This is a genomic window from Cupriavidus sp. FW305-26, assembly GCF_058787975.1.
Genome location: NZ_JBYTAH010000063.1, coordinates 1 through 26,747, shown reverse-complemented (window position 1 = coordinate 26,747; position 26,747 = coordinate 1). Strand labels below are relative to the sequence as shown.

Annotated in this window: 25 protein-coding genes and 1 riboswitch; of the genes, 16 read left to right on the top strand and 9 right to left on the bottom strand. The window is 68.0% G+C overall.

The window, feature by feature from the left end; translation table 11 throughout:
• Positions 1-171 precede the first annotated feature (171 nt).
• Both AC3WQZ_RS27465 and AC3WQZ_RS27460 read left to right on the top strand, forming a co-directional pair.
• Positions 172-1,059 (top strand): DMT family transporter, encoded by an 888-nt coding sequence (locus AC3WQZ_RS27465; protein WP_492301620.1) that lies wholly within the window; start codon positions 172-174, stop codon positions 1,057-1,059.
• Between the two features lie 125 nt (positions 1,060-1,184).
• Positions 1,185-2,033, top strand: a complete 849-nt coding sequence (locus AC3WQZ_RS27460) for an acyl-CoA thioesterase (RefSeq protein ID WP_010813305.1) — start codon at positions 1,185-1,187, stop codon at positions 2,031-2,033.
• A gap of 13 nt (positions 2,034-2,046) precedes the next feature.
• On the opposite strand, the gene AC3WQZ_RS27455 is transcribed toward AC3WQZ_RS27460, so the two are convergent.
• The gene (locus tag AC3WQZ_RS27455; RefSeq protein WP_010813306.1) at positions 2,047-3,306 is read right to left on the bottom strand and encodes a muropeptide transporter; all 1,260 of its coding nucleotides are present in this window, start codon (positions 3,304-3,306) and stop codon (positions 2,047-2,049) included.
• Between the two features lie 150 nt (positions 3,307-3,456).
• Here AC3WQZ_RS27455 and AC3WQZ_RS27450 point away from each other — a divergent pair, with 150 nt between their 5' ends.
• Positions 3,457-4,419, top strand: a complete 963-nt coding sequence (locus tag AC3WQZ_RS27450) for a M48 family metallopeptidase (protein WP_492301619.1) — start codon at positions 3,457-3,459, stop codon at positions 4,417-4,419.
• Between the two features lie 70 nt (positions 4,420-4,489).
• Here AC3WQZ_RS27450 and argC read toward each other — a convergent pair whose 3' ends face one another.
• Complete coding sequence (argC, locus tag AC3WQZ_RS27445) at positions 4,490-5,437, bottom strand: N-acetyl-gamma-glutamyl-phosphate reductase (RefSeq protein WP_010813308.1); 948 nt, start codon at positions 5,435-5,437, stop codon at positions 4,490-4,492.
• 184 nt (positions 5,438-5,621) lie between these two features.
• On the opposite strand from argC, the gene AC3WQZ_RS27440 reads away from it, so the two are divergent.
• Entirely contained in the window at positions 5,622-5,918 is a 297-nt protein-coding gene (locus tag AC3WQZ_RS27440; RefSeq protein WP_010813309.1) for a type II toxin-antitoxin system MqsR family toxin, read from the top strand.
• Between the two features lie 31 nt (positions 5,919-5,949).
• Positions 5,950-6,351, top strand: coding sequence for a type II toxin-antitoxin system MqsA family antitoxin (locus AC3WQZ_RS27435; RefSeq protein ID WP_010813310.1), 402 nt, complete (start codon positions 5,950-5,952; stop codon positions 6,349-6,351).
• Positions 6,352-6,360: 9 nt separating this feature from the next.
• On the opposite strand, the gene AC3WQZ_RS27430 is transcribed toward AC3WQZ_RS27435, so the two are convergent.
• Positions 6,361-7,137, bottom strand: coding sequence for an exodeoxyribonuclease III (locus AC3WQZ_RS27430; protein WP_011614408.1), 777 nt, complete (start codon positions 7,135-7,137; stop codon positions 6,361-6,363).
• Positions 7,138-7,164: 27 nt separating this feature from the next.
• Here AC3WQZ_RS27430 and pyrE point away from each other — a divergent pair, with 27 nt between their 5' ends.
• On the top strand, positions 7,165-7,851 hold the full coding sequence (gene pyrE, locus AC3WQZ_RS27425) for an orotate phosphoribosyltransferase (RefSeq protein WP_010813312.1): 687 nt from the start codon (positions 7,165-7,167) through the stop codon (positions 7,849-7,851).
• Positions 7,852-8,012: 161 nt separating this feature from the next.
• Positions 8,013-9,287: a patatin-like phospholipase family protein gene (locus tag AC3WQZ_RS27420; RefSeq protein WP_010813313.1), complete on the top strand. Its 1,275-nt coding sequence runs from the start codon at positions 8,013-8,015 to the stop codon at positions 9,285-9,287.
• 14 nt (positions 9,288-9,301) lie between these two features.
• On the opposite strand, the gene AC3WQZ_RS27415 is transcribed toward AC3WQZ_RS27420, so the two are convergent.
• The 4 genes from AC3WQZ_RS27415 to AC3WQZ_RS27400 all read right to left on the bottom strand — a co-directional run bounded on the left by AC3WQZ_RS27415 (position 9,302) and on the right by AC3WQZ_RS27400 (position 12,914).
• Positions 9,302-10,111, bottom strand: a complete 810-nt coding sequence (locus tag AC3WQZ_RS27415; RefSeq protein WP_010813314.1) for a polyphosphate kinase 2 family protein — start codon at positions 10,109-10,111, stop codon at positions 9,302-9,304.
• A 107-nt stretch (positions 10,112-10,218) separates the two neighbouring features.
• Positions 10,219-11,085, bottom strand: coding sequence for a diaminopimelate epimerase (gene dapF / locus AC3WQZ_RS27410; protein ID WP_010813315.1), 867 nt, complete (start codon positions 11,083-11,085; stop codon positions 10,219-10,221).
• Between the two features lie 42 nt (positions 11,086-11,127).
• On the bottom strand, positions 11,128-12,021 hold the full coding sequence (locus AC3WQZ_RS27405; RefSeq protein ID WP_010813316.1) for a lipid A biosynthesis lauroyl acyltransferase: 894 nt from the start codon (positions 12,019-12,021) through the stop codon (positions 11,128-11,130).
• Entirely contained in the window at positions 12,018-12,914 is an 897-nt protein-coding gene (locus AC3WQZ_RS27400) for a lysophospholipid acyltransferase family protein (RefSeq protein WP_010813317.1), read from the bottom strand. Before AC3WQZ_RS27400 ends, AC3WQZ_RS27405 begins: the two co-directional genes overlap by 4 nt.
• A gap of 331 nt (positions 12,915-13,245) precedes the next feature.
• Between AC3WQZ_RS27400 and metK the strand changes: the two genes are divergently transcribed.
• Both metK and kdoO read left to right on the top strand, forming a co-directional pair.
• A complete protein-coding gene (gene metK / locus AC3WQZ_RS27395) occupies positions 13,246-14,409 on the top strand; it encodes a methionine adenosyltransferase (protein WP_010813318.1) in 1,164 nt (387 codons plus the stop codon).
• A gap of 202 nt (positions 14,410-14,611) precedes the next feature.
• A complete protein-coding gene (gene kdoO / locus AC3WQZ_RS27390; RefSeq protein ID WP_492301618.1) occupies positions 14,612-15,553 on the top strand; it encodes a Kdo hydroxylase KdoO in 942 nt (313 codons plus the stop codon).
• Here kdoO and AC3WQZ_RS27385 read toward each other — a convergent pair whose 3' ends face one another.
• Positions 15,554-16,957 carry a coniferyl aldehyde dehydrogenase gene (locus tag AC3WQZ_RS27385; RefSeq protein WP_492301616.1) on the bottom strand — a complete coding sequence of 468 codons (1,404 nt, stop codon included), beginning with the start codon at positions 16,955-16,957 and terminating at the stop codon, positions 15,554-15,556.
• Between the two features lie 315 nt (positions 16,958-17,272).
• Here AC3WQZ_RS27385 and AC3WQZ_RS27380 point away from each other — a divergent pair, with 315 nt between their 5' ends.
• A complete protein-coding gene (locus AC3WQZ_RS27380) occupies positions 17,273-18,952 on the top strand; it encodes a GMC family oxidoreductase (RefSeq protein WP_492301614.1) in 1,680 nt (559 codons plus the stop codon).
• A 4-nt stretch (positions 18,953-18,956) separates the two neighbouring features.
• Here AC3WQZ_RS27380 and AC3WQZ_RS27375 read toward each other — a convergent pair whose 3' ends face one another.
• Positions 18,957-20,618, bottom strand: coding sequence for an acyl-CoA dehydrogenase family protein (locus AC3WQZ_RS27375; protein ID WP_010813322.1), 1,662 nt, complete (start codon positions 20,616-20,618; stop codon positions 18,957-18,959).
• A 198-nt stretch (positions 20,619-20,816) separates the two neighbouring features.
• A riboswitch (TPP riboswitch) is annotated at positions 20,817-20,918 on the top strand.
• A 100-nt stretch (positions 20,919-21,018) separates the two neighbouring features.
• Here AC3WQZ_RS27375 and thiC point away from each other — a divergent pair.
• From thiC to AC3WQZ_RS27345, 6 genes are all read left to right on the top strand, one after another.
• Positions 21,019-22,899, top strand: a complete 1,881-nt coding sequence (gene thiC / locus AC3WQZ_RS27370; protein ID WP_010813323.1) for a phosphomethylpyrimidine synthase ThiC — start codon at positions 21,019-21,021, stop codon at positions 22,897-22,899.
• A 136-nt stretch (positions 22,900-23,035) separates the two neighbouring features.
• Entirely contained in the window at positions 23,036-24,229 is a 1,194-nt protein-coding gene (locus AC3WQZ_RS27365) for an FAD-dependent oxidoreductase (protein WP_011614417.1), read from the top strand.
• Between the two features lie 12 nt (positions 24,230-24,241).
• On the top strand, positions 24,242-24,439 hold the full coding sequence (thiS, locus tag AC3WQZ_RS27360; protein WP_011614418.1) for a sulfur carrier protein ThiS: 198 nt from the start codon (positions 24,242-24,244) through the stop codon (positions 24,437-24,439).
• A 3-nt stretch (positions 24,440-24,442) separates the two neighbouring features.
• Complete coding sequence (locus AC3WQZ_RS27355; protein ID WP_010813326.1) at positions 24,443-25,279, top strand: thiazole synthase; 837 nt, start codon at positions 24,443-24,445, stop codon at positions 25,277-25,279.
• Entirely contained in the window at positions 25,276-26,412 is a 1,137-nt protein-coding gene (locus AC3WQZ_RS27350) for a thiamine phosphate synthase (protein ID WP_010813327.1), read from the top strand. The genes AC3WQZ_RS27355 and AC3WQZ_RS27350 overlap by 4 nt, the downstream gene beginning before the upstream one ends.
• A gap of 14 nt (positions 26,413-26,426) precedes the next feature.
• The coding region (locus AC3WQZ_RS27345; protein WP_492298762.1) for a GNAT family N-acetyltransferase at positions 26,427-26,747 on the top strand (321 nt) is incomplete at its 3' end.

Genomic DNA, 26,747 nt, shown 5'->3' with positions numbered 1-26,747 from the left:
CCCCCCCCCCCCCCACCACGCGCGCAAACACGGCCATCGCATTAAGTGGCATATCCGGCATGGCACGTCCTCTTTCTTTGACTTCAGATCAAATACTAATTGAGCTCTGACGGGATTGTTGAGCAGATCGCATGATGGAACAATGCGGCCATTGTCTGACCGGAGTCCGTCATGCCCTCGCAACAACCCTTGCCAGGCGGCGCCTGGCGCATGGTCGCGGCCATGCTGCTGTCCGGCACCATCGGCTGGTTCGTGGTCACCAGCGGCCAGCCGCCGCTCGATGTGGTCTTCTTCCGCTGCCTGTTCGGCGGCGCGGCGCTGCTGGGCGTGCTGACGCTGCAGCGCGGCTGGGTGCGGATGAGCCGCGCGCAGCTTGGCTGGCTGGCGCTGGGCGGCGTCACGCTGGTGCTCAACTGGCTGGCCTTGTTCTCGGCGTATGCGTGCAGCGGCATCGCCATTGCCACGGTGGTCTACCACACCCAGCCGTTCTTCCTGCTGCTGCTGACCTCGGTGATCCAGCGCGAGCCGTTCCCGTTCGCGCGGCTGCCATGGCTGGTGCTGGCCTTTGCCGGGGTGATGCTGATCACCGGGCTGGAGCATGGCGCCACTGGCACTGCGATGCTGGCCGGCATCGGCCTGGGCCTGCTGGCGGCACTGCTGTATGCGGTGACGACCCTGGCCACGCGGCGGCTGCAGGCCATCCCGCCAGGCCAGATCGCCGGGCTGCAGATGGTGCTGGGCGTGCTGATGCTGGCGCCGCTGGCACATCCCGCGGCCGGCAGCTATGGCACCGGCACCTGGGCCGCGCTGCTGGCGCTGGGGCTGGTGCATACGGGCGTGATGTACACGCTGCTGTATGGCGCGTTCCAGCGGCTCAACGTGGTGTCGATCGCCACACTGTCCTTTATCTATCCGCTGGTGGCGATCGTGATCGACGTGATGGTGTTCGGCGTGGTGCTGGGCCCGCTGCAGATCGCCGGCATGGCGCTGGTGCTGCTGGGCGTGGTCGCCAACCAGCTGGGCTGGAGCCTGCCGCTGCGGCGGCGGGTGCAAGGCTGATGCGGGCGCCACGGTGCCAGCGGCTGGAATACTGGCGTCTTGACCCGAACGCTGACTACGGTTAGTGTAGGCAGAGCGATCGAACGATCGTGCTATTCCCTGCGAGTCACCAACCCATACCAGCCATGTCCACTGCGCCCCAGACCCGGGCGGCCACCGCCGCCAGGCCGCTCCATCCCTTTGACGACGCGCTGGCGCTGGAGCCGGCCGGCGAGCACCGCTTCCTGGGCCGCACCACGCCCGAGTACTGGAACATGATCGGTCCGTTCGGCGGCATCACCGCCGCCACGCTGCTGCAGGCGGCGCTGGACCATCCGCAGCGCCTGGGCGACCCGGTCTCGCTGACGGTCAACTTTGCCGGGCCGATCGCCGAGGGCCCGTTCGAGATCGAGGCGCGCCCGGTGCGCACCAACCGCTCGACCCAGCACTGGACGCTGGAGCTGCGCCAGGGCGATGCCGTGGCCACCACCGCCACCGCCATGTTTGCGGTGCGCCGCGAGACCTGGGCCTGCGGCGAGGCGCTGATGCCGGAGGTGCCGGCGGCCGAAGCCCTCGTGGCGATGAGCGGGTTTGCGCCGGTGCGCTGGCTCAAGTCCTACGACATGCGCCCGGTGCGCGGCGCCAAGCCGACCGCCGAGGCCGGCACCGAGCACCCGGACAGCCTGACGCAGTTCTGGCTGCGCGACGCGCCGGCGCGCACGCCGGACTTTGCCGCGGTGGCGGCCTGGGCCGACAGCTTCTACCCGCGCATCTTCCTCAAGCGCGCGGGCTTCGTGCCGGCCGGCACGGTGTCGATGACCACCTATTTCCATGCCGACGCGGCCACGCTGGCGGCGCTGGGCGACAGCCACGTGCTGGCCAGCGCGCAGGCGCAGGTGTTCAGGCAGGGCTTCTTCGACCAGCGCGCGCAGCTATGGAGCGCCGGCGGCGAGCTGATCGCCAGCTCGCACCAGATCGTCTACTACAAGGAGTGAGGCAGGCGCGGGCTCAGGCGATCGCTTCGCGCGCCTGGGCCTCGTAGCGATGCACGGTGTGGCGCATGGCCCAGAGCAGCATCACGCCGGGCAGCGCCACCACCACGGTGCCCAGGTAGAACGGCGCCCAGCCCCAGGCCTCGACCATATAGCCGGAAGTGGGCCCCACATAGACCCGGCCCACCGACGCCAGCGCCGACAGCAGCGCGTACTGCGTGGCCGAGAACGAGCGGTTGCACAGCGTCATCAGCAGCGCCACGAAGGCCGCCGTGCCCATGCCCCCGCACAGGTTTTCGACCGCAATGGTCGCTCCCATGGTCCACAGGTGCGGCGGCGTCACCGCGAGGATCCAGTAGCCCAGGTTAGACACCGCCTGCAGCACGCCGAACAGCATCAGCGAGCGGTACAGGCCCAGGCGCACCATCAGCGTGCCGCCGAACAGCGCGCCGATGATGGTGGCGGCCAGCCCCAGGGTCTTGTTGACGATGCCCACCTCGCCCGCCGAGAAGCCCACGCCGCGGATCAGGAAGGTGGTCGACAGGCTGCCGGCAAAGGCGTCGCCGAGCTTGTACAGCACGATCAGCAGCAGCAGCCACCAGGCGCCCTGGCGGCCAAAGAAGTCGCGCAGCGGCCCGACCACCGCCTCTTCCAGCGAGCGCGGCGCGCGTGCGGGCACGTCGGGTTCCGGTGCCCACAGCAGCGTGACGATACCCACGCCCATCAGCGCCGCCATCAGCAGGTAGGTCTGCTGCCAGCCCAGCACGCGGTCGGCCAGCCATAACGCCAGGCCACCCGAGACCAGCATCGCCAGCCGGTAGCCCAGCACCTTGACCGCCGCGCCGGCGCCGCGCTCGGGCGGGCGCAGCACGTCGGTGCTGTAGGCGTCGAAGACGATGTCCTGCGAGGCCGACAGGAAGGCCACCAGCGTGGCCAGCGCCGCCAGCGTCCACAGCGCCTCGCGCGGCGGGCAGAAGGCCATGCCGGCGATGCCCAGCACCAGCCCCAGCTGCGTCACCAGCAGCCAGCCGCGCCGGCGCCCCAGCAGCGGCGGCGTGTAGCGGTCCATCAGCGGCGCCCACAGGAACTTGAAGATATAGGCCTGGCCCACCAGCGAGAAGAAGCCGATGGTCTTGATATCCAGCCCCTCGACCGTCATCCATGCCTGCAGGGTGCCGGAGGTCAGCGCCAGCGGCAGCCCGGAGGCGAAGCCCAGCGCCAGCATGGCGCCGATGCGGCGGTTGCGGAAGATATCGAGATAGGTCTGGAAGGTCATGAACGGGCCGGCGTGAAGCGCCGCGCGGCTGCGCGGGCGCCGTGTATTATTGCATCACCTGTTTGCCTGCCCGCCACATGCGGCACGGCATCGTTGCCGCGGATCACCGATCCGCCTGCCTGGTCTTCCACTGCGTCCGAGGAACCGCAAATGCTCCGCCGCCTGCAAGGTGTTCAGCGTCCTACCCGTGACCGGCTGGTCCGCGCGCTGGCGCTGGCCGCGGTGGCGGCGCCCATGGCCTGGTGCCTGCCCGCCCAGGCGCAGGACAGCGAGGTTGGCGGCATCCGGCTGGACCGCAGCGGCTCGGCCGTGCGCAAGATCGTGCCGGTCGAGGCCATCGAGCAGCAGGCCGCGCAGGAATACGAGCAGCTCAAGCAGGAAGCCATCGCCAAGCATGCACTGGCCGCCGCCGACAACCCGCAGCTGGTGCGCCTGCGCACGATCGGCAAGCGGCTGCTGCCGCAGACCGCACGCTGGAACGAGCGCGCGCGGCAGTGGCAGTGGGAGATCAACCTGATCGGCTCCAGGCAGGTCAATGCGTTCTGCATGCCGGGCGGCAAGATCGCTTTCTATACCGGGTTGCTCGACCAGCTCAAGCTGACCGACGACGAGATCGCCATGGCGATGGGCCACGAGATCGCCCACGCGCTGCAGGAGCATGCGCGCGAGCGCGCCGCCAAGTCCGAGATCACCAACCTCGGCGCCAACGTGATCTCGCAGCTGTTCGGCTTCGGCAACCTTGGCAATATGGCGCTCGGCACCGGCGCCCACCTGCTGACGCTGCGCTTCTCGCGTGCGGATGAATCCGAGGCGGACCTGATCGGCATGGATATCGCCGCGCGCGCCGGCTATGATCCGCGCGCCGCGGTGTCGCTGTGGCAGAAAATGGGCAAGGTGAGCCAGTCCGGCACCGAGTTCCTGTCCACGCATCCGTCCGGGCGGAGCCGCATCGCCGACCTGGAGAAGCACCTGCCGGAGGTGCTGCCGCTCTATGCGCGCGCGAGCAATACCACGGTGGAGAAGCTGCCGCCATACCGCGCCAATATGGCGGGCCTGGGCGGCGCGCCGGTGGACAGCGGCGACGACGACCGGCAAAAGCCGCTGCAACGCTGAGCGGTCCGCTGACGCCAATGAAAAAAGCCGGCAATGCCGGCTTTTTCCTCATTCAGGGCTGGCTGCAGCGTCAGGCGCGCAGCCCCGTGGCCTCGTCGGCGCCCACATGCACGTTCATGCATTGCACCGCGGCGCCGGCCGCGCCCTTGCCCAGGTTGTCCAGGCGAGCCACCAGGTTCAGGCGCTCGGCATTGCCGAACACGAACAGGTCGACACGGTTGGTGTCGTTGTTGGCCTGCACGTCGAAGAAGCCGCCGTCGAGGTTGTCGGCGCTGTTGTACGGCATCACGCGCACGAACTGCTCGCCTTCATAGTGCTTGCGGTAGATCTCGACGATCTGCTCGGCGCTGACCTTGCGCGCCAGCCGGTCCGTGAACACCGGCACCGTCACCGCCAGGCCCTTCAGGAAGTTGCCGACGATCGGGTTGAAGACCGGCGCCTGCGCCAGGCCGGCCTGCACGCGCATCTCGGGCAGGTGCTTGTGTTCCAGGCCCAGCGCGTACGGACGCGGGCTGTCCAGCTTCGGGTTACCGCCGGCTTCGAACTCGGCAATCATCGACTTGCCGCCGCCGCTGTAGCCGGTCAGCGAGAACGCCGAAACCGGGTAGTCGGCTGGCAGCACGCCGGCGTCCACCAGCGGACGCACTGCCAGCACGAAGGCGCTGGCGTGGCAGCCCGGCACCGCAATGCGCTTGCTGTCGCGGATCTTCTCGCGCTGGCCGCGCGCCAGCTCGGGCAGGCCGTAGGCCCAGCTGTCGGCGGTGCGGAACGCCGTGCTGGCGTCGATCACGCAGGTGTTCGGGTTGGTCACCAGCGATACCGCCTCGCGCGAGGCCACATCGGGCAGGCACAGGAAGGCGACGTCGGCGGCATTCAGGAATCGTGCTCGTTCGGCCGGGTCCTTGCGCTTGTCATCGGCAATGCGCAGCAGTTCCACGTCGGAACGGCCGGAAAGATAGTCAAGCAGCCGGAGACCGGTGGTGCCTTCCTGACCATCGACGAACACTTTGAAAACCATGGCTGACTCACTCAATGAAGTGCGGGGGAATGCTTTGGATATGAGAAATCTCCCCTGCCGGGCGCTGTGGGGAACCTGCATTGTAGCGGGGATGGGGGCCGGTCGCAGGGGTTTGTACGGATTGGATTATTGCGATTTGGCACAGTTCGCGGCTTGCAGCTTCTAACCAAGTAGGTTAATTTGCATGGGGAAGGGAACGGCGCATTACCCGCTGTGGCGGGTCCGGGAGTTGATTGCGGCAGGGCGGGTCAGCTTGACGATGGCAGCGTTCCAGGGCGCCAGGAACATGTGTCTCGCCCGCGGCGACGTCCTTGATGTAGTCGCCAGGATCCAGCCCGCCGACTTCTACAAAAGCATGACGACCTACGTCGACCATACCGTCTGGCAGGATGTGTATCGCCCATGCACATCGTATGGAGCGATATACCTGAAGCTGACAGTGACCGAGGAAGTCCTGATTGTGTCGTTCAAGGCGCGCTAGCGCGTGCGCCGCCTTGCCAGAGGAGCTGTCTATGCGATGCCCAGTATGTGGAGGCGCCGAACTCGAAAGGGGGCGGAAAGACTTTGTCTATACCTACCGTGGCGAGTCCACGGTAATCGAAGCGGTCCTTGCCGACTGGTGTGCTCAGTGTGGAGAAGGTGTGCTGGGCCAGGAAGAGGAAGAGCGGATCGGACCGCTGGCGCTCGCCTTCAACAAGCAAGTCAACGCCTCGCTTGTCGATCCGACTTACATCATGCAAGTCCGCAAGAAACTCCACCTCGACCAGCGCGAAGCCGCAGAGATCTTCGGCGGCGGGGTCAATGCATTCTCGCGCTACGAGACTGGCCGGACCAAGCCGCCGCTTGCGCTGGTAAAACTGCTCAGGCTGCTGGACCGCCACCCGGAACTGCTTGAGGAGGTCCGGGCGGCCTGATGGCTGCGCTCAGAGCGGATAGTCGTAATCGATCGACAGCGGCGCGTGGTCGCTGAACTTCTCGTCCTTGTAGATCGAGCAAAGCCGCGCGGTATCGGCGATCTTCGGCGTGGCCAGGTGGTAATCGATCCGCCATCCCACGTTCTTGGCATAGGCCTGGCCGCGGTTGCTCCACCACGTGTACTGCTCGGGGCGCGGATCCAGCTTGCGGAACACGTCCACATAGCCATGGACGTCGAACAGTTCGCCGATCCAGGCGCGCTCCTCCGGCAGGAAGCCTGAGTTCTTCAGGTTGCCCTTCCAATTCTTGATGTCGATTTCCTTGTGCGCGATGTTGACGTCGCCGCACAGCACGATCTCGCGCCCGCTCGCCTTGAGTTGCAACAGGTGCGGCAGGAACGCTTCCATGAAGCGGAACTTGGCAAGCTGGCGTTCCTCGCCGCTGGAACCCGACGGCACGTAGACCGAGATCACTGCCAGGTGCGGATACTGCACTTCGACGTAGCGGCCCTCGCTGTCGAACTCGGAATTACCGAAGCCGGTGACCACCCGCTCCGGCTTGTGCCGCGTGTACAGGCCCACGCCGCTGTAGCCCTTCTTCTCGGCGTAATGGAAAAAACCATGGTAGCCATGTGGCGCCAGGAACGCTTCGGTCATGTCGGCCTCCTGGGCCTTCAGTTCCTGCACGCAGACCATGTCCGCGTCCTGCTTGCCCATCCAGTCGAAAAAGCCCTTCTTCGACGCGGAGCGGATGCCGTTGAGGTTGGCGCTGATAATCCGTAACATTCGGGGAAATTTTGAATTCAGAGAGAAATGATGACGCAGCAGAAACCGCCCGCGGGTGCCGATCTCAGCCAGACCTTTATCCGCTTTGCGCTCGATGCGGGCGTGCTGTCGTTTGGCGAGTTCGTCACCAAGGCCGGCCGCAAGTCGCCTTACTTCTTCAATGCCGGCCTGTTCAACCAGGGTGCGATGCTGGGCGAGGTGGCGCAATTCTATGCCAAAACGCTGCTGGCCTCGGGCGTGCAGTTCGACGTGCTGTTCGGGCCGGCCTACAAGGGCATCACGCTGGCGTCGGCCACCGCGGTGGCGCTGGCTGGCATGGGACGTGACGTCGGCTTCGCCTACAACCGCAAGGAAGCCAAGGACCACGGCGAAGGCGGCACGCTGGTCGGGGCCAAGCTGCAGGGCAAGGTGGTCATCGTCGACGACGTGATCTCCGCCGGTACCTCGGTGCGCGAATCGGTAAACATGATCCGCGCCGCCGGCGCCGAGCCGGCCGCGGTGCTGATCGCACTGGACCGCATGGAGAAGAGCGGTACCGCCGAGCAGGTCGGCACCCATTCCGCCGTGCAGGACGTGCAGCGTGAGTATGGCATCCCGGTGATCGCCATCGCCAGCCTGAAGGACCTGCTGGCTTACCTCGATGCGTCGCAGGACCCCGCGCTGTCGGCCTCGCGCGAGGCGGTGGCGGCCTATCGTCAGCGCTACGGCGTCTGAAACCGTTGATGGCAAGGGGCGCCGCCAAGCGGCGCCCGTTAAGCATCTGGCGGGCAGGCGGACTTTCCAATCGGCAGGAGCGCGGCGTGGCGGAAAAAGAACGGCAGGAGCGGCAAGTACGGCAAGTGCCGCAAGAGCGGCAGGAAAAGACGGCACGGCAGATGGCACGGCAGCCAACGCAGGCCAAAGCTGAAAGCGGCGCCAATGCCGATTCCCTGGCCGAACGCGGCGCGCAGGTGCAGCCGCGCAAGCCGGTGCGCCGGGCCGCCAAGGCCCCGGACCGGCCGGCGCACGAGGCCTATGCCGTGCGCGCGCTGGTGCTGCAGGGCGGCGGCGCGCTCGGGGCCTACCAGGCCGGCGTGTACCAGGGCCTTGCCGAGGGCGGCATCTACCCGAACTGGGTTGCCGGCATCTCGATCGGTGCGCTCAACGCCGCCATCATCGCCGGCAATCCGCCCCGGCGCCGCGTGGAACAACTGCGCGCCTTCTGGGAGTACATCTGCGCGCAGCCGTGGCTGCCCAGCCTGTCGCATTCCTGGTTCGCCGACCATGCCGAAGGCTGGCCCGAGCCAATGCGGATCTGGTTCGATGGCCTGCATGCAGCGCGTGCCATGCTGGAAGGCCAGCGTGGCTTCTTCCAGCCGCGCGGCTGGCCGGAGCTGATGTCGCGCTACTCGGACCCGAGCCATGTCAGCTTCTACGACACCACGCCGCTGAAGGCGACGCTCGAGCGTTTTGCCGACTTCGACCTGATCAACCACCGCCCCGACCTGATGCGCGTCTCGGTGGGGGCGGTCAATGTGCGCACCGGCAATTTCGCCTACTTCGACAATACCCGCGACAAGCTCTGCCCCGAGCATTTCATGGCCTCGGGCGCGCTGCCGCCGGGCTTTCCGGCGGTGGAGATCGATGGCGAGTACTACTGGGATGGCGGGCTGGTATCGAACACGCCGCTGGCCGAGGTGCTGACGGCGCAGCCGCGGCGCGACGCGCTGATTTTCCAGGTCGACCTGTGGAGCGCGCGCGGCAAGCTGCCGCACGACCTGGTCGACGTGGCCGAGCGCCAGAAGGACATCCAGTACTCCAGCCGCACGCGGGCCATTACCGACTACATGCGCGAGCAGCAGAACATGCGCCGCATGCTCAACGAGGTAATGGCGCTGGTGCCGCCGTCAAAGCGCGACAACGCCTGGTACCGCCGCGCGGCGGAGCAGGCCTGCGACGCGCGCCGCAACGTAATCCAGCTGATCTACCGCGACAAGTCGTTCGAGAACCTGGCCAAGGACTACCAGTTCGGCGCGCTCACCATGCATGAGCACTGGACCAGCGGGCTGGACGATATCCGCCAGACCCTGCGCCACCCCCAATGGCTGGCGATGCCCAGCCGCGAGCACCCCTTCGTCACGCACGACGTGCACCGCGGCAACGGTGGCTGAGGCGGCCGGGCGGCTCAGTCGACCTTGGTACTGGCCAGTTCCGGCCGGGCGGGCGGGTAGGCCGGCTTCAGGTCCTCGAAGACCCTGGTCAGGATCTCCGCCACCATCAGGTTGCGGTGTGTCTTGGAGTCGGCCGGCACCACGTACCACGGGCATTCGGGCGTGCTGGTCGCCATGATGGCAGCCTCGTAGGCGTCCATGTAGGCCTTCCAGTGCTTGCGCTCGGCGAGGTCGTTGGTGTCGAACTTCCAGTGTTTCTCCGGATCCGCCAGGCGCGCTTCGAGCCGTGCCTTCTGCTCGTCGCGGGATATGTGCAGGAAGCACTTGACGATGGTGGTGCCGGTCTCGGTCAGCATCGACTCGAAGTCCCGGATCTGGCGGAAGCGCCGCTCGCACTCGGCGGCGTCGATCCAGTTGTGCACGCGCGTGATCAGTACGTCTTCATAGTGGCTGCGGTTGAAGACCACGATCTCGCCCGTCTTCGGAACCTGCAGGTGGATGCGCCATAGAAAGTCGCGCGCCAGTTCCTCCGGCGACGGGGACTTGAAGCCCACCACGCGGATGCCCAGCGGATCGAAGCTGCGGAACACGCCGCGCACGGTGCCGTCCTTGCCGCTGGTATCCATGCCCTGCAGCACCACCAGCAGCCTGCGCCGGTGCTCGGCGTAGAAGATGTCCTGCTGCGCGTCGAGGGCGTTGCTCAGCTCGATGATGCGGGCCAGGTCTTCTTCTTTCTTGCCGCACGACAACGGCTTGCTGCCCGGGTCGAAGTCGGCAAGGCGAAAACGCTTGCCCGAGGTAATGCGGAAATCGTCCAGCGGCATGGGCGCTCCATCGGTCTGACCAGCAAGATCAAGGGAATGAGCGCCCCGGCCGGGGCTCCGCGGCAAGGAATGCGGGGCGTGTGGACAGGGGCGCACAGCCCCTATGGTCAGGCCGGCAGGGCTGCCAGGTCAATGCTGCCTTCAAACACGGTGGTGGCCGGGCCGGTCATGCGCACCGGTTCCGCGCCGCCGTCCCAGGCAATGGTCAGATCGCCGCCGTGGGTATGCACCCGCACCGGCGAGTCCAGCAGGCCGCGCCGGATGCCGGCCACCACGGCCGCGCAGGCGCCGGTGCCGCAGGCCAGGGTTTCGCCGGCACCGCGTTCGTAGACGCGCAGCCGGATGGCATGGCGGTCCTGCACCTGCATGAAGCCGGCATTGACGCGGTTGGGGAAGGCGGCATGGTGCTCCACCACCGGGCCGTCCTGCAGCACCGGGAAGTTCTCCACGTCGTCCACCACCTGCACCGCGTGCGGATTGCCCATCGATACCGCCGAGATCCATTCGGTGCGGCCGTTGACCTCCAGGCCGTACAGCGTGTCCGCGCCTTCCGCGCGGGTGGGCAGGCCTTCCGCACGGAACGGCACGCGCGCCGGTTCCAGTTCGGGCGCACCCATGTCCACCGTGACCTGGCCGTCGTCCTGCAGCGTCAGGGTAATGACGCCGTTCATCACTTCGACGCGCACCGAGCGCTTGTCGGTCATGCCCTTGTCGGTGACAAAACGCACAAAGCAGCGCGCGCCGTTGCCGCAGTGCTCCACCTCGCTGCCATCGGCATTGACGATCCGGTAGCGGAAGTCGACATCGGGGCGGGACGGCTTTTCAACGATCAGGATCTGGTCAGCGCCAACGCCGAAATGCCGGCTGGCCAGCGCACGCCATTGCGCCGGGGTCAGGTCGATCTGCTGGTGGATGCCGTCGAGCACGACAAAGTCGTTGCCCGCGCCGTGCATCTTGGTGAACTGGAGTTTCATGGTGGGGATTGTAGCTGCGCGGCGCCGGACGTGCCGGCGCGCTCAGTAGATCTCGGGCTCGCCCGGCAGGCGGTGCTTGAAGCGCTTGTGCACCCAGTAGTACTCGGGTACGCGCGGGCGGATGCAGTCCTCGAAGAAGGCATTCATGCGGCGCGTGTCGTCGGTGACGCTTGCGCCGGGGTAGTCTTCCCAGGGCGGCAGGATGCGCAGCACATAGCCCTGGTAGTCGGGCAGCATCTCGGTGTAGATCGGCACGACCTTGGCCCCGGTCAGGCGCGCCAGCCGCGACACCGAGGTCAGTGTCAGCGCCTGCACGCCGAAGAACGGCACGAACTCCGAGTCGCGCTCGCCGAAATCCATGTCGGCGATCAGCTGCAGGGCCTCGCCCTTCTTCAGGCAGCGCAGGATGTCGCGCGCGCTGTCGTTGCGCGAGATCATGTTGGCGCCGAAGCGCCCGCGCGCGTGCTTCAGGAAGTGGTCGAACAGGTCGTTCTTCTGTCTGGTATAGAGCGATGCGCCGGAGCGGCCGAGATGCTCGCGCAGGTCGATGGTGAGTCGGATCGCACCGGCTTCCACGCCCGACAGGTGCAGCGTCACCAGGATATGCGGGGTGCCATCCAGGGCCACCAGGCCGGCCTGGTCGTCGATCTGCACCCAGCGGCGCATCTGCGCCTCACTGCCGGTCCAGAAGATGCCGCGTTCGGCAAAGCTGCGGAACAGGATGCGGAAGCTCTGCCGCGACAGTTCATCGATTTCGGCCTCGGTCCGGTCCGGGAAACACAGGCGCAGGTTGGCCTGCACCACGCGGCGCCGCTCGCTCGGCACCAGGTAGAGCAGGCTTCCCAGCGCCTCGCCGAAGCGCGCGACGAACGGATATGGCAGCTTGCCCAGCACCGTCAGCAAGCCGATGCCAAGCCACGTGAACACACGGCTCATGAAATCGATCGATCAGTGGCCGGCTCGGTATCATTGCCCGGCGCGTCCGGGGTACCCGCTCCGGCGGGTTGCTTGTAGCGGTTGTAAGCCCACAGGTACTGCGTGGGGCACAGGCCCACCAGTTCCTCGATAGTCCGGTTGATGACCGCGGCAGCGGCGGCAGGATCGTCCGGCAGCATGCCGCCGTCGTTGATCACGCGCAGGTGGCCGCGATAGCCGGCGCCGCGCGGCAGGCGCTCGGCAAAGACCGCCACCACCGGCGCGCCGGTCAGCTGCTGCAGCCGGTGCACCAGTGCCATGGTATAGGCCGGCTTGCCGAAGAACGGCGCCCAGTTGCCCTCGCCGCCGCTGGGCACCTGGTCGGGCAGGATGCCCACCGCCTGGCCGCGCTTGAGTGCCTTGACCAGCATGCGCACACCGCGCGGCGTGGCCGGCGCCATGTGCATGCCGGGCCGGGTGCGCATTTTTTCGATCCAGTCGCGCAGCCAGGGCTGGTGCGGCGGCTTGAACAGGGCGGTGACCGGGCGCTGCAGCGCGTGGGACTGCGGCAGCACTTCAAAGCAGCCCAGGTGCGGGGTCAGGATGATGATGCCCTTGCCGCGCGCCTGCAGCTTGCCCAGCTCGGGCCACAGGTAGTCGTCAAAGCCATGCAGCTTCGCACCGATCTTGCTGCGGCTCCAGAAGTAGGGCATCTCGACGATCATGCGTCCGGCCGAACGGGCCGCTTCGTCGATCATCGCATCGGTGGCGTCGGGAAACGCCTGGCGGAAGTTCTCCCGCAGGCGCTGGCCGTAGCGGCCGGGCAGGCGCGCGCTCAGCAGTCCGAGCGCGCCGCCCGCGGCTTGCAGCAGCCGCAGGGGAAAACGGGAGATCAGCCAGAATAAAAAGGTCATCAGGCGCGAAAAGCGGGTCTGCTACGGGTCTGTGCCGGGGAACAGACGGGCAGGCAGCGTTTTTTCTATGGCGGTATTCAGTTCCGCGCGCAGCGTGCCGTCATCGGATTCATCTGGGCACGGTGCCCCCGGCTGGTTGGCAGGGTGCCGTACCGTACCGTTGGCGCGCTGCAACGAGCCCGGCAGGCGCGTATAATAGCGTGTATCGCCGAGTTAACTGACAACTTGCGGGGCGATGCGGCTCTAACCGGGCTGCTTGAAATACCGCTAAAGCGTCGCCGCCATGAACTGATCGGGCTGGCACGCAATAGCCAACCTGGAGAATAAGTTCGTGGCAAACGACTTCCTTTTTACTTCGGAATCCGTCTCCGAAGGCCATCCCGATAAGGTCGCCGACCAGATTTCCGACGCCGTCCTCGACGCCATCCTGGCCCAGGACAAGTACGCGCGTGTGGCGGCCGAGACGCTTTGCAACACCGGTCTGGTGGTGCTGGCTGGGGAAATCACCACGACCGCCAACGTCGACTATATCCAGATCGCGCGCGACACGATCAAGCGCATCGGCTACGACAACACCGATTACGGCATCGACTACAAGGGCTGCGCGGTGCTGGTCGCCTATGACAAGCAATCGCCCGACATCGCCCAGGGCGTGGACCGCGCCTCCGACGACTACCTGAACCAGGGTGCCGGCGACCAGGGCCTGATGTTCGGCTACGCCTGCGACGAGACCCCGGAACTGATGCCGTTCCCGATCTACTACGCCCACCGCCTGGTCGAGCGCCAGTCGCTGCTGCGCCGCGACGGCCGCCTGCCCTGGCTGCGCCCGGACGCCAAGTCGCAGGTGACGGTGCGTTATGTCGACGGCAAGCCGCACAGCGTGGATACCGTGGTGCTGTCGACCCAGCATTCGCCGGACATCACCCAGGCCCAGATCCGCGAAGCCGTGATCGAGGAAATCATCAAGCCGGTGCTGCCGGCCGAGATGCTGAAGGAAACCAAGTACCTGGTGAACCCGACCGGGCGCTTCGTCATTGGCGGCCCGCAGGGCGACTGCGGCCTGACCGGGCGCAAGATCATCGTCGATACCTACGGCGGCGCCTCGCCGCACGGTGGCGGCGCGTTCTCGGGCAAGGACCCGTCCAAGGTCGACCGCTCGGCCGCCTACGCCGCGCGCTACGTTGCCAAGAACGTGGTGGCTTCGGGCCTGGCGCGCCAGTGCCAGGTGCAGGTCAGCTACGCCATCGGCGTGGCCCGCCCGATCAACGTGACGGTCTACACCGAAGGCACCGGCAAGATCCCCGACGCCAAGATCGCCGAGCTGGTGCAGGAGCACTTCGACCTGCGCCCGAAGGGCATCGTGCAGATGCTGGACCTGCTGCGCCCGATCTACGAGAAGACTGCTGCCTACGGCCACTTCGGCCGCGAAGAGCCGGAATTCTCTTGGGAAGCCACCGACAAGGCGGCTGCCCTGCGCGCCGCGGCCGGCCTGTAAGCGCCACCCGCGCCAGCAGCACTGACGGCAAGCCCCGCCGGCCCGCAAGGGCCCGCGGGGTTTTTTTACGCGGGCTTGATCCTGGTCCAGTCGCCGCGTGACGCCGGCGCCACGGCTGACGGCAGGGAGTAAAATCCCGCCATCCCCAGCCGCCACGCCGGCGGCCGACCCCAAACACTGGTGACCGTTTCCAGAGGATGCCATGTCCGAAGCGCCTGTCCTTGCCCCCTCGACCTCAACCCAGCCGCCCGCCGCCGGCCAGCTCAACCTGATCCGCCCGCAGCCATATGCCGACTGGGCGCCGCAGGTCACGGCCGAAGAACGCGCCACGCTGCGCCGCGAGCTGGAGCAGGGCGCCGTGCTGTACTTCCCGAACCTGAATTTCCGCTTCCAGCCGGCCGAAGAGCGCTTCCTTGACAGCCGCTATTCCGACGGCAAGTCCAAGAACATCAACCTGCGCGCCGACGACACCGCGGTGCGCGGCGCCCAGGGCAGTCCGCAGGACCTGGCGGACCTGTACACGCTGATCCGCCGCTACGCCGACAACAGCGAATTGCTGGTGCGCACGCTGTTCCCTGAATACATCCCGCACATGACGCGCGCCGGCACCTCGCTGCGGCCCAGCGAGATCGCCGGGCGCCCGGTCAGCTGGCGCAAGGACGACACCCGCCTGCACGTGGACTCGTTCCCGTCCAACCCGATGTTGGGCAAGCGCCTGTTGCGCGTGTTCCACAACATCGACCCGGCCGCGGCGCGCGTGTGGCGCGTGGGCGAGCCGTTCGGCGATTTTGCGCAGAAGTTCGTGCCCAAGACCCATGGCATGTGGCCGGGGCAGGCGGCGCTGATGAAGCTGCTGCATATCACCAAGCGCAAGCGCTCGGAATATGACCACCGCATGCTGCAGCTGCATGACTTGGCCAAGGCCGACCTGGATTACCAGGCCAAGGTGCCGCAGCAGGAATTCCACTTCCCGCCGGGTTCCACCTGGATCGTCTTCAGCGACCAGCTGCTGCACGCGGCCATGCGCGGACGGGCGATGATGGAGCAGACCATCTACCTGGCGCCGCAGGCGATTTCCGACCACACCCACTCGCCCGAGGCGGTGCTGTCGCGCATGCTCGGGCGGCCGATGCTGGTGTCCTGATCAACGCAGAAGCAGGCGCAACATGGTTTCGAAGGTCTTGCCGTAAGGCGGCTTGAGCAGTCCTGCGCCGTTCAGGCCGGCCTGGTGGAACACCGGCTTCACCTTGGAGAAGGTGTCGAAGCCCGCCTGGCCGTGATAGGCGCCCATGCCGCTGGCGCCGACCCCGCCGAAGGGCAGGCCGTCCTGGGCGATATGGAACAGGGTGTCGTTGACCGTGACGCCGCCGGCAACGGTCTGCCTCATCACATGGCCGATGGCGCCGCGGTCGCGCTCGAACAGGTATAGCGCCAGCGGCCGCGGGCGCGCATTGATGTAGTCCACCGCCTCGTCCAGGGTGCGGTACGTCACCACGGGCAGTACCGGCCCGAAGATCTCCTCGCGCATCGCCGTGACGCCTTCGGGCACATCCAGCAGCAGCACCGGTGGCAGGCGCCGCGCGTGCGCGTCCGGCTGCGCATCGGACAGCGGCACCACGGTCGCGCCTTGCGCCGCGGCTTCGTCCACCAGCGCCGCCAGCCGCGCGAAGTGGCGCGGGCTGATGATGCTGGTGTAGTCCCGGTTGCGCGCCAGGTCCGGATAGAGCCGGTCAACGCACCCGCGTGCCGCCTCCACCAGCTGCCCGCGCAGGTCTTCCGGCACCAGCACGTAGTCTGGCGCGATGCAGGTCTGGCCCGCGTTCATCAGCTTGCCCACCAGGATGCGTTCCACCGCACGCGGCAGGTCAGCGCCGGCGCCGATAATCGCCGGCGATTTGCCGCCGAGTTCCAGCGTCACCGGGGTCAGGTTGGCGGCCGCCGCGCGCATCACATGGTGGCCGACCGCGGTCGAGCCGGTGAACAGCAGGTGGTCGAAGGGCAGCGCGGTAAAGGCGCTCGCCACCTCGGCATCGCCATTGACCACCATGATCTCGTCCGGCGCAAAGTGCTGCGGCACCAGTTGCGCGAACAAGGCCGCAAAGCGCGGCGTGTATTCCGACAGCTTCACCATGGCGCGGTTGCCCGCCGCCAGCGCGCCGGCCAGCGGCCCCACCGTCAGGTACAGCGGATAGTTCCAGGGCACCACGATGCCCACCACTCCCAGCGGCTGCGGCACCAGCCGCGAGCGGCCCGGGCGGAACCAGAAGCCGGTGGCGGCGCGGCGCACGCGCATCCAGCGCTTGCCGTGGCGCAGCGCGTCGTCGATGCCGCCGAGGCTCGGGAATACCTCCAGCAGCGCAGTTTCCTGCCGCGGCCGGTTGGTGAAGTCCGCGTGAATGGCGGCGGCAATGGCAGCCTCGTTCTCTGTCACCAGCCGGCGCAGGCGCCGCAGGCGGTCGGCGCGCACGGCCCAGGCGGGCAGCTGGTCGCGCCGCGACGCGGCGTGCATGGCGCCAAAGACGGACGACAGGTCGGGGACTTCTCGCATTGCTGCGCTCCTGGGCAAGGGACGTGCGGGGAAAGTGGATGTGGATCGCGGCGAGTGGCGCTGCAGCGGTCCGCGTGTTCCCGCGCACGATAAGGTAGCGTGCCAGCCATGGCAATGGAAGTTTCCTACCAGAAGGACAATTCAAACGCCCGTCTGCGCAGCGCCGGCCGCCCGCGCCACCGGGCTTCTCCACCGTCCGGGCTAGCGCCTACACTGAATCTCACAGCTTGCCATCCGCTGGACGGACAGGGCGCGCATGCACCGGCGCGGCCCGGCTCACGCACGCGCGCCGCCTGCGGACTCGCGGGGAGACAGATGGAAACCACCTTTGACTACGTCATCGTCGGCGCGGGCTCGGCGGGCTGTGCGCTGGCGGGGCGGCTTGCCGACAGCGGCGACGACACCATTGCCCTGGTCGAGGCCGGGCACCACGATCACCATGTGCTGGTACGCACACCCGCGGCGCTTGCCGCGCTGCTGCCGCGCGCGGGGGCACGCAACTATGGCTATGAAACCGTGCCGCAGCCAGGCCTGAACGGCCGCCGCGGCTACCAGCCGCGCGGGCGCGGGCTGGGCGGCAGTTCCTCGATCAACGCCATGATCTACACGCGCGGCCGCGCCGCCGATTATGACGCGTGGGCCGCCGCCGGCAGCGACGGCTGGTCGTGGGACGACGTGCTGCCGTACTTCCGCCGCGCCGAGTGCAATGAACGCCTGGCCGGCAGCGACGACGACCCGCTGCACGGCGGCAACGGGCCGTTGCACGTGAGCGACCTGCGCACCCCCAACCCCTTTGCCGAACGCTTCATCGAGGCCGCGCAGCAGGCGGGCTTCCCGCGCAACGACGATTTCAACGGCGAAGAACAGGAGGGCGTGGGCTGGTACCAGGTCACGCAGCACGCGGGCGAGCGCTGGAACGCGGCGCGTGCCTACCTGCACGGTGGCAACAAGCGCGACCGGGCCTGCAATGGCGGCCGCGCGCACCTGCGGGTGCTGACCGATACGCAGGCGCTGCGCATAGTCTTCGAAGGCCGCCATGCGGCCGGGGTGCAGGTGGTGTGCGAGGGCCACCGGCAACTGCTGCGCGCGCGCCGCGACGTGATCGTGTGCGCGGGCACGTTCGGCTCGCCGCAGCTGCTGATGGTGTCGGGCGTCGGCCCCGCCGCGCACTTACGCGAACATGGCATCGCCGTCGTGCATGACCTGCCCGGCGTGGGCGCCAACCTGCAGGACCACCTGGACATCGTGCTGCACAAGCGCGTGGCCGTGCCTGAATTGTTCGGCGTGTCGTTCGGCGGCCTGGCGCGGCTGGTGCCTGAAATGCTGCGCTACCGGCGCGAACGCACCGGCATGATGTCAAGCAACTTCGCCGAGGCAGGCGGCTTCCTGCGCAGCCGCCCGGACCTGCCCGAGCCCGACCTGCAGCTGCATTTCGTGGTCGGCATGGCCGATGACCACATGCGCCGGCTGAACTTCGGCCACGGCTATTCCTGCCATGTCTGTGTGCTGCGCCCGCGCAGCCGCGGCGAGGTGCGGCTGGCCTCGCACGATATCCGGCGCGCGCCGCTGATCGACCCGCAATACCTGAGCGATGCGCGCGACCTGGACGACATGGTCGCCGGCGTTCGCATCGTGCGCAGCATCTTTGCGCAGCCGCAACTGGCCGGCTTCGGCGGGCGCGAACTCTATTCCGCCGGCCTGCGTGCCGATGGCAGCGACGACGCTGCCGTGCGCGAGATGATCCGCGAGCATGCCGACACCATCTACCACCCGGTGGGCACCTGCCGCATGGGCATGGATGCGATGGCGGTGGTGGACCCGCAACTGCGCGTGCGCGGCGTCGAGGGTTTGCGCGTGGTCGATGCATCGGTGATGCCGACCCTGGTCGGCGGCAACATCAATGCGCCCGCGATCATGATCGGCGAGCGCGCGCATGACCTGATCCGCTATGCGCCGCGCGTGATGCTGCGGGTGCTGGAATCGATGGAGGCTTGAATCGCTAGCCTTCGAAGCCGCGCGAGAACACCCGCTTGAGCACGTCGGCATCCGCATCCAGGGTGCCGAACACGCGCCCGTGCTGCCGTCCCAGCCGGCTGGCGACGAACAGCTCGGCATTCTCGGTATCGGCATGCGCCAGCATCAGCGCGGCCTGTGCGGTCAGCACCAACCCCTGCGCAAAGCGTCGGGCGCTGGCTTCCAGCAATTCCGGCGGCTGGCGCAGCAGCGCCTGCAGCGATGCCAGTTCCGCGCGCACCGCCGGATGGCCGCCGGCGCGGCGCGACAGGTCTTGCAGCAAGCGCGCGGCATCGTCGGGATTGCGCTGGATCGCGCGCAGCACGTCCAGGCACATGATGTTGCCCGAGCCTTCCCAGATCGAGTTGACCGGCGCCTCGCGGTACAGCCGCGCCATCGGGCCTTCTTCCACGTAGCCGTTGCCGCCCCAGACTTCCATGGCTTCGCCGGTGGCTTCCAGCGTGCGCTTGCAGACCCAGAATTTGGCCGCGGGGGTGACCACGCGCTTCCACGACGCCGCGAGCGGATCATCGTCAGCGTGCTCGAAGGCGTGGCCCAGTTCCATCATCAGCAGCGTGGCCGCTTCGGATTCCAGCGCCAGGTCGGCCAGCACATTGCGCATCAGCGGCTGGTCGGCCAGCAGGCGCCCGAAGGCGCTGCGGTGGCGCGCATGGTGCAGCGCCTGCACAAAGGCGGCGCGCAGGATCGCGGCACTGCCGATCACGCAGTCCAGCCGCGTGCTGGTGGCCATCTCGATGATGGTCGGGATGCCGCGGCCTTCCTCGCCGATCAGGATGCCGGTGGCGTCGCGGAACTCCACCTCGCTGCTGGAATTGGAGCGGTTGCCTAGCTTGTCCTTGAGCCGCTGGATCAGCACCGCGTTCTTGCTGCCGTCGTCGCGAAAGCGCGGCACGAAGAAGCACGACAGCGGGCCGTCTTCGGCGCCCATGCGCGCGACCACCAGGTGCGCATCGCACATCGGCGCGGAGAAGAACCACTTGTGCCCGGTCAGCGCGTATTCCGCGCCGCGGCCCTCGCCGCGCACCGCGCGCGCCACGGTGGTGTTGGCGCGCACGTCCGAGCCGCCCTGTTTCTCGGTCATGCCCATGCCGATCATGATCGCGCTCTTGCTGCGCCACGGCAGGTCGCGCGCATCGTGTTCGGTCGCATACAACCGCGGCTCAAGCTCGGCAAACAATGCGGTTTCCTTGCGCAGCACCGGGATGCTGGCGAAGGTCATGGTCGGCGGGCACAGCGAGCCGGATTCCACCTGCGCCTGCAGGAAGTAGCCGGCGGTGCGCGCCACCCATGCGCCCGCGCGCGGCTGCGCGAAGGGCAGGGCCTGCAACTGCTGGCTGCGCAACAGGGCCAGCAGCGCGTGCCAGCTCGGGTGGAAATCCACGGCGTCGATGCGCTCGCCGGTGCGGCTGTGTGTGTGCAGCTCGGGCGTGTGGCGGTTGGCATCGGCTGCCCATTGCTGGACTTCCGGCTCGCCCAGGCGCGCGCCGAACTGGCCCAGCGTGCCGGCGTGCCAGCCGCCTCCCAGCCGTTCCAGCGCGCCGCGCAGCGCCGGATCGGTGGCGAACAGGTTGTAGTGCGCGAGATCGGGCACCTGGTTGAACACGCGGTGGGTGGCAGCTTCGGTCATGGCGGGATCGGAAGATGGACGCGTCTTACTGCATGGTAGAGCACGTCGCCGGCGTTTGAGTGCGCGGTTGTCCCCTTGTGAGTGATTATTGCGCTGCAGCATGCGCGATTCGATACCTTTTCGAACGGGTGTGGCACCACAAACGGCAGGGAACTGGCACTGGCGCCCACCGGCACCTTGTGCTTAAATTCACCCCGTTGGATGAAACAGGGGTGCCGTACGGATGGGCCGTGCGGCTGAGAGAGTCCCTTCGAACCCGATCCGGCTAGTACCGGCGTGGGAAGTTTCACAAGACCAAGTCTCCAGTCCCTCCGGGACTCGCCGCCTCAGGCCTCAGGCCCCGGGCAGCGCTCACAAGGCTCCTGGTTTCGTCCACCCCGCAAGAGAGAGGACGACACCCATGGCCCGTACTGCCCCCGCTGCATCCTTCGAATCGCTCGAAAGCGACCTCGACCAGAAATTCGCTTACCCGGCTTCCAGCAAGACCTACCTGACGGGCAGCCGCCCCGATATCCGCGTACCGCTGCGCACCATCCTGCAAACGTCGACGCGCACCGACAAGGGCGAGATGCAGAATCCGCCGATCCCGGTGTACGACACCTCGGGCCCGTACAGCGATCCGGACGTGCATATCGACCTGAAGGCCGGCCTGCCCGCCGTGCGCGCCAAGTGGATCGAAGAGCGTGGCGACACCGAAGTGCTGCCGGGCCTGTCGTCGGAATACGGACGCGACCGTGCCAACGACCCCGCCACCGCACACCTGCGCTTTGCCCAGCTGACCAATCCGCGCCGTGCCAAGGCCGGTGCCAACGTGTCGCAGATGCACTATGCGCGCAAGGGCATCATCACGCCTGAAATGGAGTATGTGGCGCTGCGCGAATCGCTGAACCTGCAGGCGCTGTACGACAAGCCCGACTACAAGGCGCTGCTGCGCCAGCATCCCGGCAATGCGCTGGGCGCCGGCCTGCCGCTGCGTCCGGAAGACATCACGCCGGAATTCGTGCGCCAGGAAATCGCCTCGGGCCGCGCCATCATTCCCGCCAACATCAACCACACCGAACTGGAGCCGATGGCGATCGGGCGCAATTTCCGCGTCAAGATCAACGGCAACCTGGGCAACTCGGCGGTGACCTCGTCGCTGGCCGAGGAAGTGGAAAAGATGGTGTGGTCGATCCGCTGGGGCGCCGACACCATCATGGACCTGTCCACCGGCAAGCACATCCACGAAACCCGCGAATGGATCCTGCGCAACTCGCCGGTCCCGATCGGCACGGTGCCGATCTACCAGGCGCTGGACAAGACCGGCGGCATCGCCGAGGACCTGACCTGGGAGATGTTCCGCGACACGCTGATCGAGCAGGCCGAGCAGGGCGTGGACTACTTCACCATTCACGCAGGCGTGCTGCTGCGCTACGTGCCGCTGACCGCCGACCGCGTCACGGGCATCGTTTCGCGCGGTGGTTCGATCATGGCCAAGTGGTGCCTGGCACACCACAAGGAAAACTTCCTGTACACGCACTTCGACGAGATCTGCGAAATCATGAAGGCCTATGACGTGTCGTTCAGCCTCGGCGACGGCCTGCGTCCGGGTTGCATCGCCGACTCGAACGACGACGCCCAGTTCGGCGAACTGCGCACGCTGGGCGAACTGACCGCCAAGGCATGGAAGCACGACGTGCAGGTGATGATCGAAGGCCCGGGCCACGTGCCGCTGCAGCGCATCCAGGCCAACATGGACGAAGAGCTCAAGCACTGCTACGAGGCGCCGTTCTACACCCTGGGACCGCTGGTGACGGACATCGCCCCCGGCTACGACCACATCACCAGCGGCATCGGCGCGGCCAATATCGGCTGGATGGGCACCGCCATGCTGTGTTACGTCACGCCCAAGGAGCACCTTGGCCTGCCGGACAAGGAAGACGTGCGCGAAGGCATCATCACCTACAAGATCGCGGCCCACGCTGCCGACCTTGCCAAGGGCTGGCCCGGCGCGCAGCTGCGCGACAACGCGCTGTCCAAGGCACGCTTCGAGTTCCGCTGGGAAGACCAGTTCAACCTGGGCCTCGACCCGGAACGCGCGCGTTCCTACCACGACGCCACGCTGCCGGCCGAGGGCGCCAAGATCGCCCACTTCTGCTCGATGTGCGGGCCGAAGTTCTGCTCGATGAAGATCACGCAGGAAGTGCGCGACTACGCGGCGTCGCTGCCCAAGGAAGCGCAGCAGGGCATGGAAGAGAAGTCGATCGAGTTCCTGAAGAAGGGCAGCAAGATCTACTCGTGATGCAGTGACTGGCAGTACGGGCATGGCTTCGCATCCATGCCCGCTCGTGTTTCGCCGCCGCGCAGCGCCTCGCGCGGCGGCACCGACAACAAGGAGGCCGGCGTGGCCGCACGCCCCGTCCGGCACAACACCCCTCATGACAGCAGTGCAGTCGTTTGACGTCGCCATTCTCGGGGCCGGTCTTGCCGGGCGCCTGGCCGCCTGGCAACTGGTACGCAGCGGCGCCCGCGTGGCGCTGGTGGAGCGGGCCGGTCCGGACGGCGCGGGCTCGGCCGCCTATGTGGCCGCGGCCATGCTGGCGCCGCTGGCGGAATCGGCCATCGCCGAGCGCCGCATCGTCGACCTGGGCATCGCCAGCGTCGACCTGTGGCGCGCGTGGCTGGCCGAGTTGCCTGAGCCGGTCTTCTTCCAGGAGGACGGCACGCTGGTGGTCTGGCATGCGCGCGACCGCGCCGAGATGTCGCTGTTCACCAGCCGCGTGCGCGCGGTGGCGCCGCCCGAACTGGTGTCGCAGCGGCTGCGCGCGCTGGACGGCAAGGGCGTGGGCGAAGTCGAGCCCGCGCTGGCGGGCCGCTTCCCGCAGGGCCTGCTGCTGGCCGGCGAAGGCCAGCTCGACAACCGTGGCGCGCTGCGCGCGCTGTTGTCGTGCGCGGTCAGCGAAGGCGTGCATTGCGTCTGGGAGGCTGGCGAGGTCGATGCCGAATCGCTGCCCAAGCTCGGCATCCGTGCCGACGTGGTGCTGGATTGCCGCGGCCTGGGCGCGCGCTCGGCCTGGCCCGCACAGCCGGGCGGCGACAAGCCGGGCCTGCGCGGCCTGCGCGGCGAAGTGGTGCGCGTGCATGCGCCCGACGTCAGGCTGCATCGGCCGGTGCGGCTGCTGCATCCGCGCTACCCGATCTATATCGCGCCCAAGCCCAACGACCTGTACGTGATCGGTGCCACCGAGCTGGAAAGCGAGGATGATTCGCCCATGAGCGTGCGTTCCGCGCTGGAGCTGCTGTCGGCGGCGCATTCGCTGCATCCCGCCTTCGGCGAGGCCCGCGTGCTGGAACTGAACGTGCAGCGGCGCCCGACGCGGCCCGACCACCTGCCGGCGATCCGCGTGGACCAGCGCGCGCGCGTGGTGCGCGTCAACGGCTTGTACCGGCATGGCTTTCTGATTGCGCCGGCGGTGACCGAGGCCGCGTGCGCGGTGGTTGGCGCGCTGCTCAAGGGCGATCCCGCGGCCCATGCCGTGCCGGCCGCGCTGCGCTGGCCTGGCATGATCGAAGCCGTGACCGAAGCGCCCGCTGCCGCTACCATGGCCGCACCCGGCGGGCTGCTGCACTAACGCATGACTGACATGGAAATCCTGCTCAACGGCCGACCGCTCGCCCTTGCCGATTCCGCCACGCTGGCGGACGCGGTGAGCGCGGCGCAGATCGCGCCCCCCTTTGCCGCGGCGGTCAACGGCCAGTTCGTGCCGCGCGGCGCCCACGCCAACACCATTCTTGCGGCCGGCGACCGCATCGACCTCGTGCAACCCGTGACGGGAGGCTGACCCATGACATTCGAACCTTCCGAAACCTTGCGCGACCCGTTCGTGCTGTATGGCGAGTCGTTCGGCTCGCGCCTGCTGCTGGGCACCGCGCGCTACCCGTCGCCGGCCACGCTGGAGGCGGCCGTGCAGGCCTCCAGGCCCGCCATGATCACCGTTGCGCTGCGCCGCCAGGGCGCGGTCGGCGCCGGCGAGGGCGGCCAGGCCTTCTGGCAGATGCTCAAGGCGCTGGACGTGCCGGTGCTGCCCAATACCGCCGGCTGCTTCACCGCGCAGGAAGTGATCACCACTGCGATGATGGCGCGCGAGGTCTTCGAAACACCGTGGATCAAGCTGGAGCTGATCGGCGACGACTACACGCTGCAGCCCGATACGCTGAACCTGCCGGCCGTGGCCGAGACCCTGATCAAGGAAGGCTTCAAGGTGCTGCCGTACTGCACCGAGGACCTGGTGCTGTGCCGCCGCCTGCTCGACGTGGGCTGCCAGGCGCTGATGCCATGGGCCGCGCCGATCGGCACCGGCCGCGGCGCGGTCAACCCGCACGCGATGCGCGTGCTGCGCGAGCGCCTGCCCGACACGCCGCTGATCGTCGATGCCGGCCTGGGCCTGCCGTCGCATGCGGCGCAGGTGCTGGAGTGGGGCTACGACGGCGTGCTGCTCAATACCGCGGTGGCGCAGGCCGCCTACCCGGTCAATATGGCGCGCGCCTTTGCGCAGGCCGTTGAGGCTGGCCGCACCGCCTACCTGGCCGGGCCGATGCCCGAGCGCGAGGTGGCGCAGGCCAGCACCCCGGTGGTCGGCATGCCGTTCTGGCACGCCGACAGCACGGAGCAGCGCGCATGACCCGCCGCGCCGTGCATGCCGCCAGCGACGGCCCGCTGCGCCAGGCGGTGCTGGAACACTATGGCGAGACCTTCGGCGTCGATGACAAGCCGTGGCAGGCCTGGCGCCTGGCCGACGCGCCCGCGCAACCCGGCGCCCACGACGTGCTGCTGTTCGACGGCGAAGCCGACGCAGGCACGATCGCGCGCGTCGCCGCCGCGGGCGCCACGCTGATCGAGACCGATCGCGAGGGCGGCCAGTGGATCGACACCGTGCGCTCGCCGATGGGCACGTGGGTCTTCTCCGTCGCCGCCGACACCGACCAGCCGCATTCGCCCGCCTTCGTCGCGGTGCTGCTGGCCAGCCTGGCGCTGCATTTCCCCGCGCACGACGCGCTGTGCCTGGCGCGCGCCTGGGAGCCGGGCTCGGCCGACTGGCCGTCTGACTTTGCCCGCTTCCCGCATGTACGGCACGCCGCCCTGGTGGCACCCGAGCAGGCCGCGGCGCCGTTCGCGCCGTGCCCCGCGCTGGGCCTGTACGTGGTGGTGCCAAGCGCCGAATGGATCGAGCGCCTGGCGCCACTGAACGTACCGACGGTGCAGCTGCGCTTCAAGTCCGAAGACCCGGCCGCGGTGCGCGCCGAGATCGCACGCGCGGCGAAGGCCATGCAGGGCTCGTCTTCGCGCCTGTTCGTCAACGACCACTGGCAGGCCGCGATCGACTACCGCGCCGCCAACGGTGGAGATCAGAGCGGCATCTACGGCATCCACCTTGGCCAGGAAGACCTGGATGATGCCGACCTCGATGCGATCCGCGCTTCGGGCCTGCGCCTGGGTGTCTCCACCCATGGCTATGCCGAGATGCTGCGTGTGGCCGCGATCCGCCCCAGCTACCTGGCGCTGGGCGCGATCTTCCCGACCACCACCAAGGTGATGCCGACCCAGCCGCAGGGCATGGGCCGCTTCCGCGCCTACGTGAAGCTGATGCAGCCGGTGATCCCGTCGCTGGTGGGCATCGGCGGCGTCAACGCGGCCAATATGCGCGAGGTGCTGGCGGTGGGCGTCGGCAGTGCCGCCGTGGTGCGCGCGGTGACCGAGGCTGACGACGTGCCGGCCGCGGTGGCCCAACTGATCAGCCTGTTCCCGGCTGCCTGAGCGCGGAGCCAGCCATGGCTGCTGCTGCGCACATCCGCCTGGCAGCGGCGGACGAGGTGCCGCGCCTGGCCGATATCGAACTGGCCGCCGCGGCGCTCTTCCCTGATACGGACCTGCCGGCACTGCTGCGCCTGGTCAGCACGCCCGAGCCGGTGCTGGCCGCCGCGCAGCGCGAAGCGCGCCTGTGGGTAGCCGAGCGCGATGGGGAACTGGCCGGCTTTGCGCTGGCCAGCCGCAACGGCGAGTGCGCCTACCTCGATGAAATGGATGTGCACCCCGACCACGGGCGCCGCGGCATTGGGCGGGCGCTGGTAGGGGCGGTGCAGGGCTGGGCG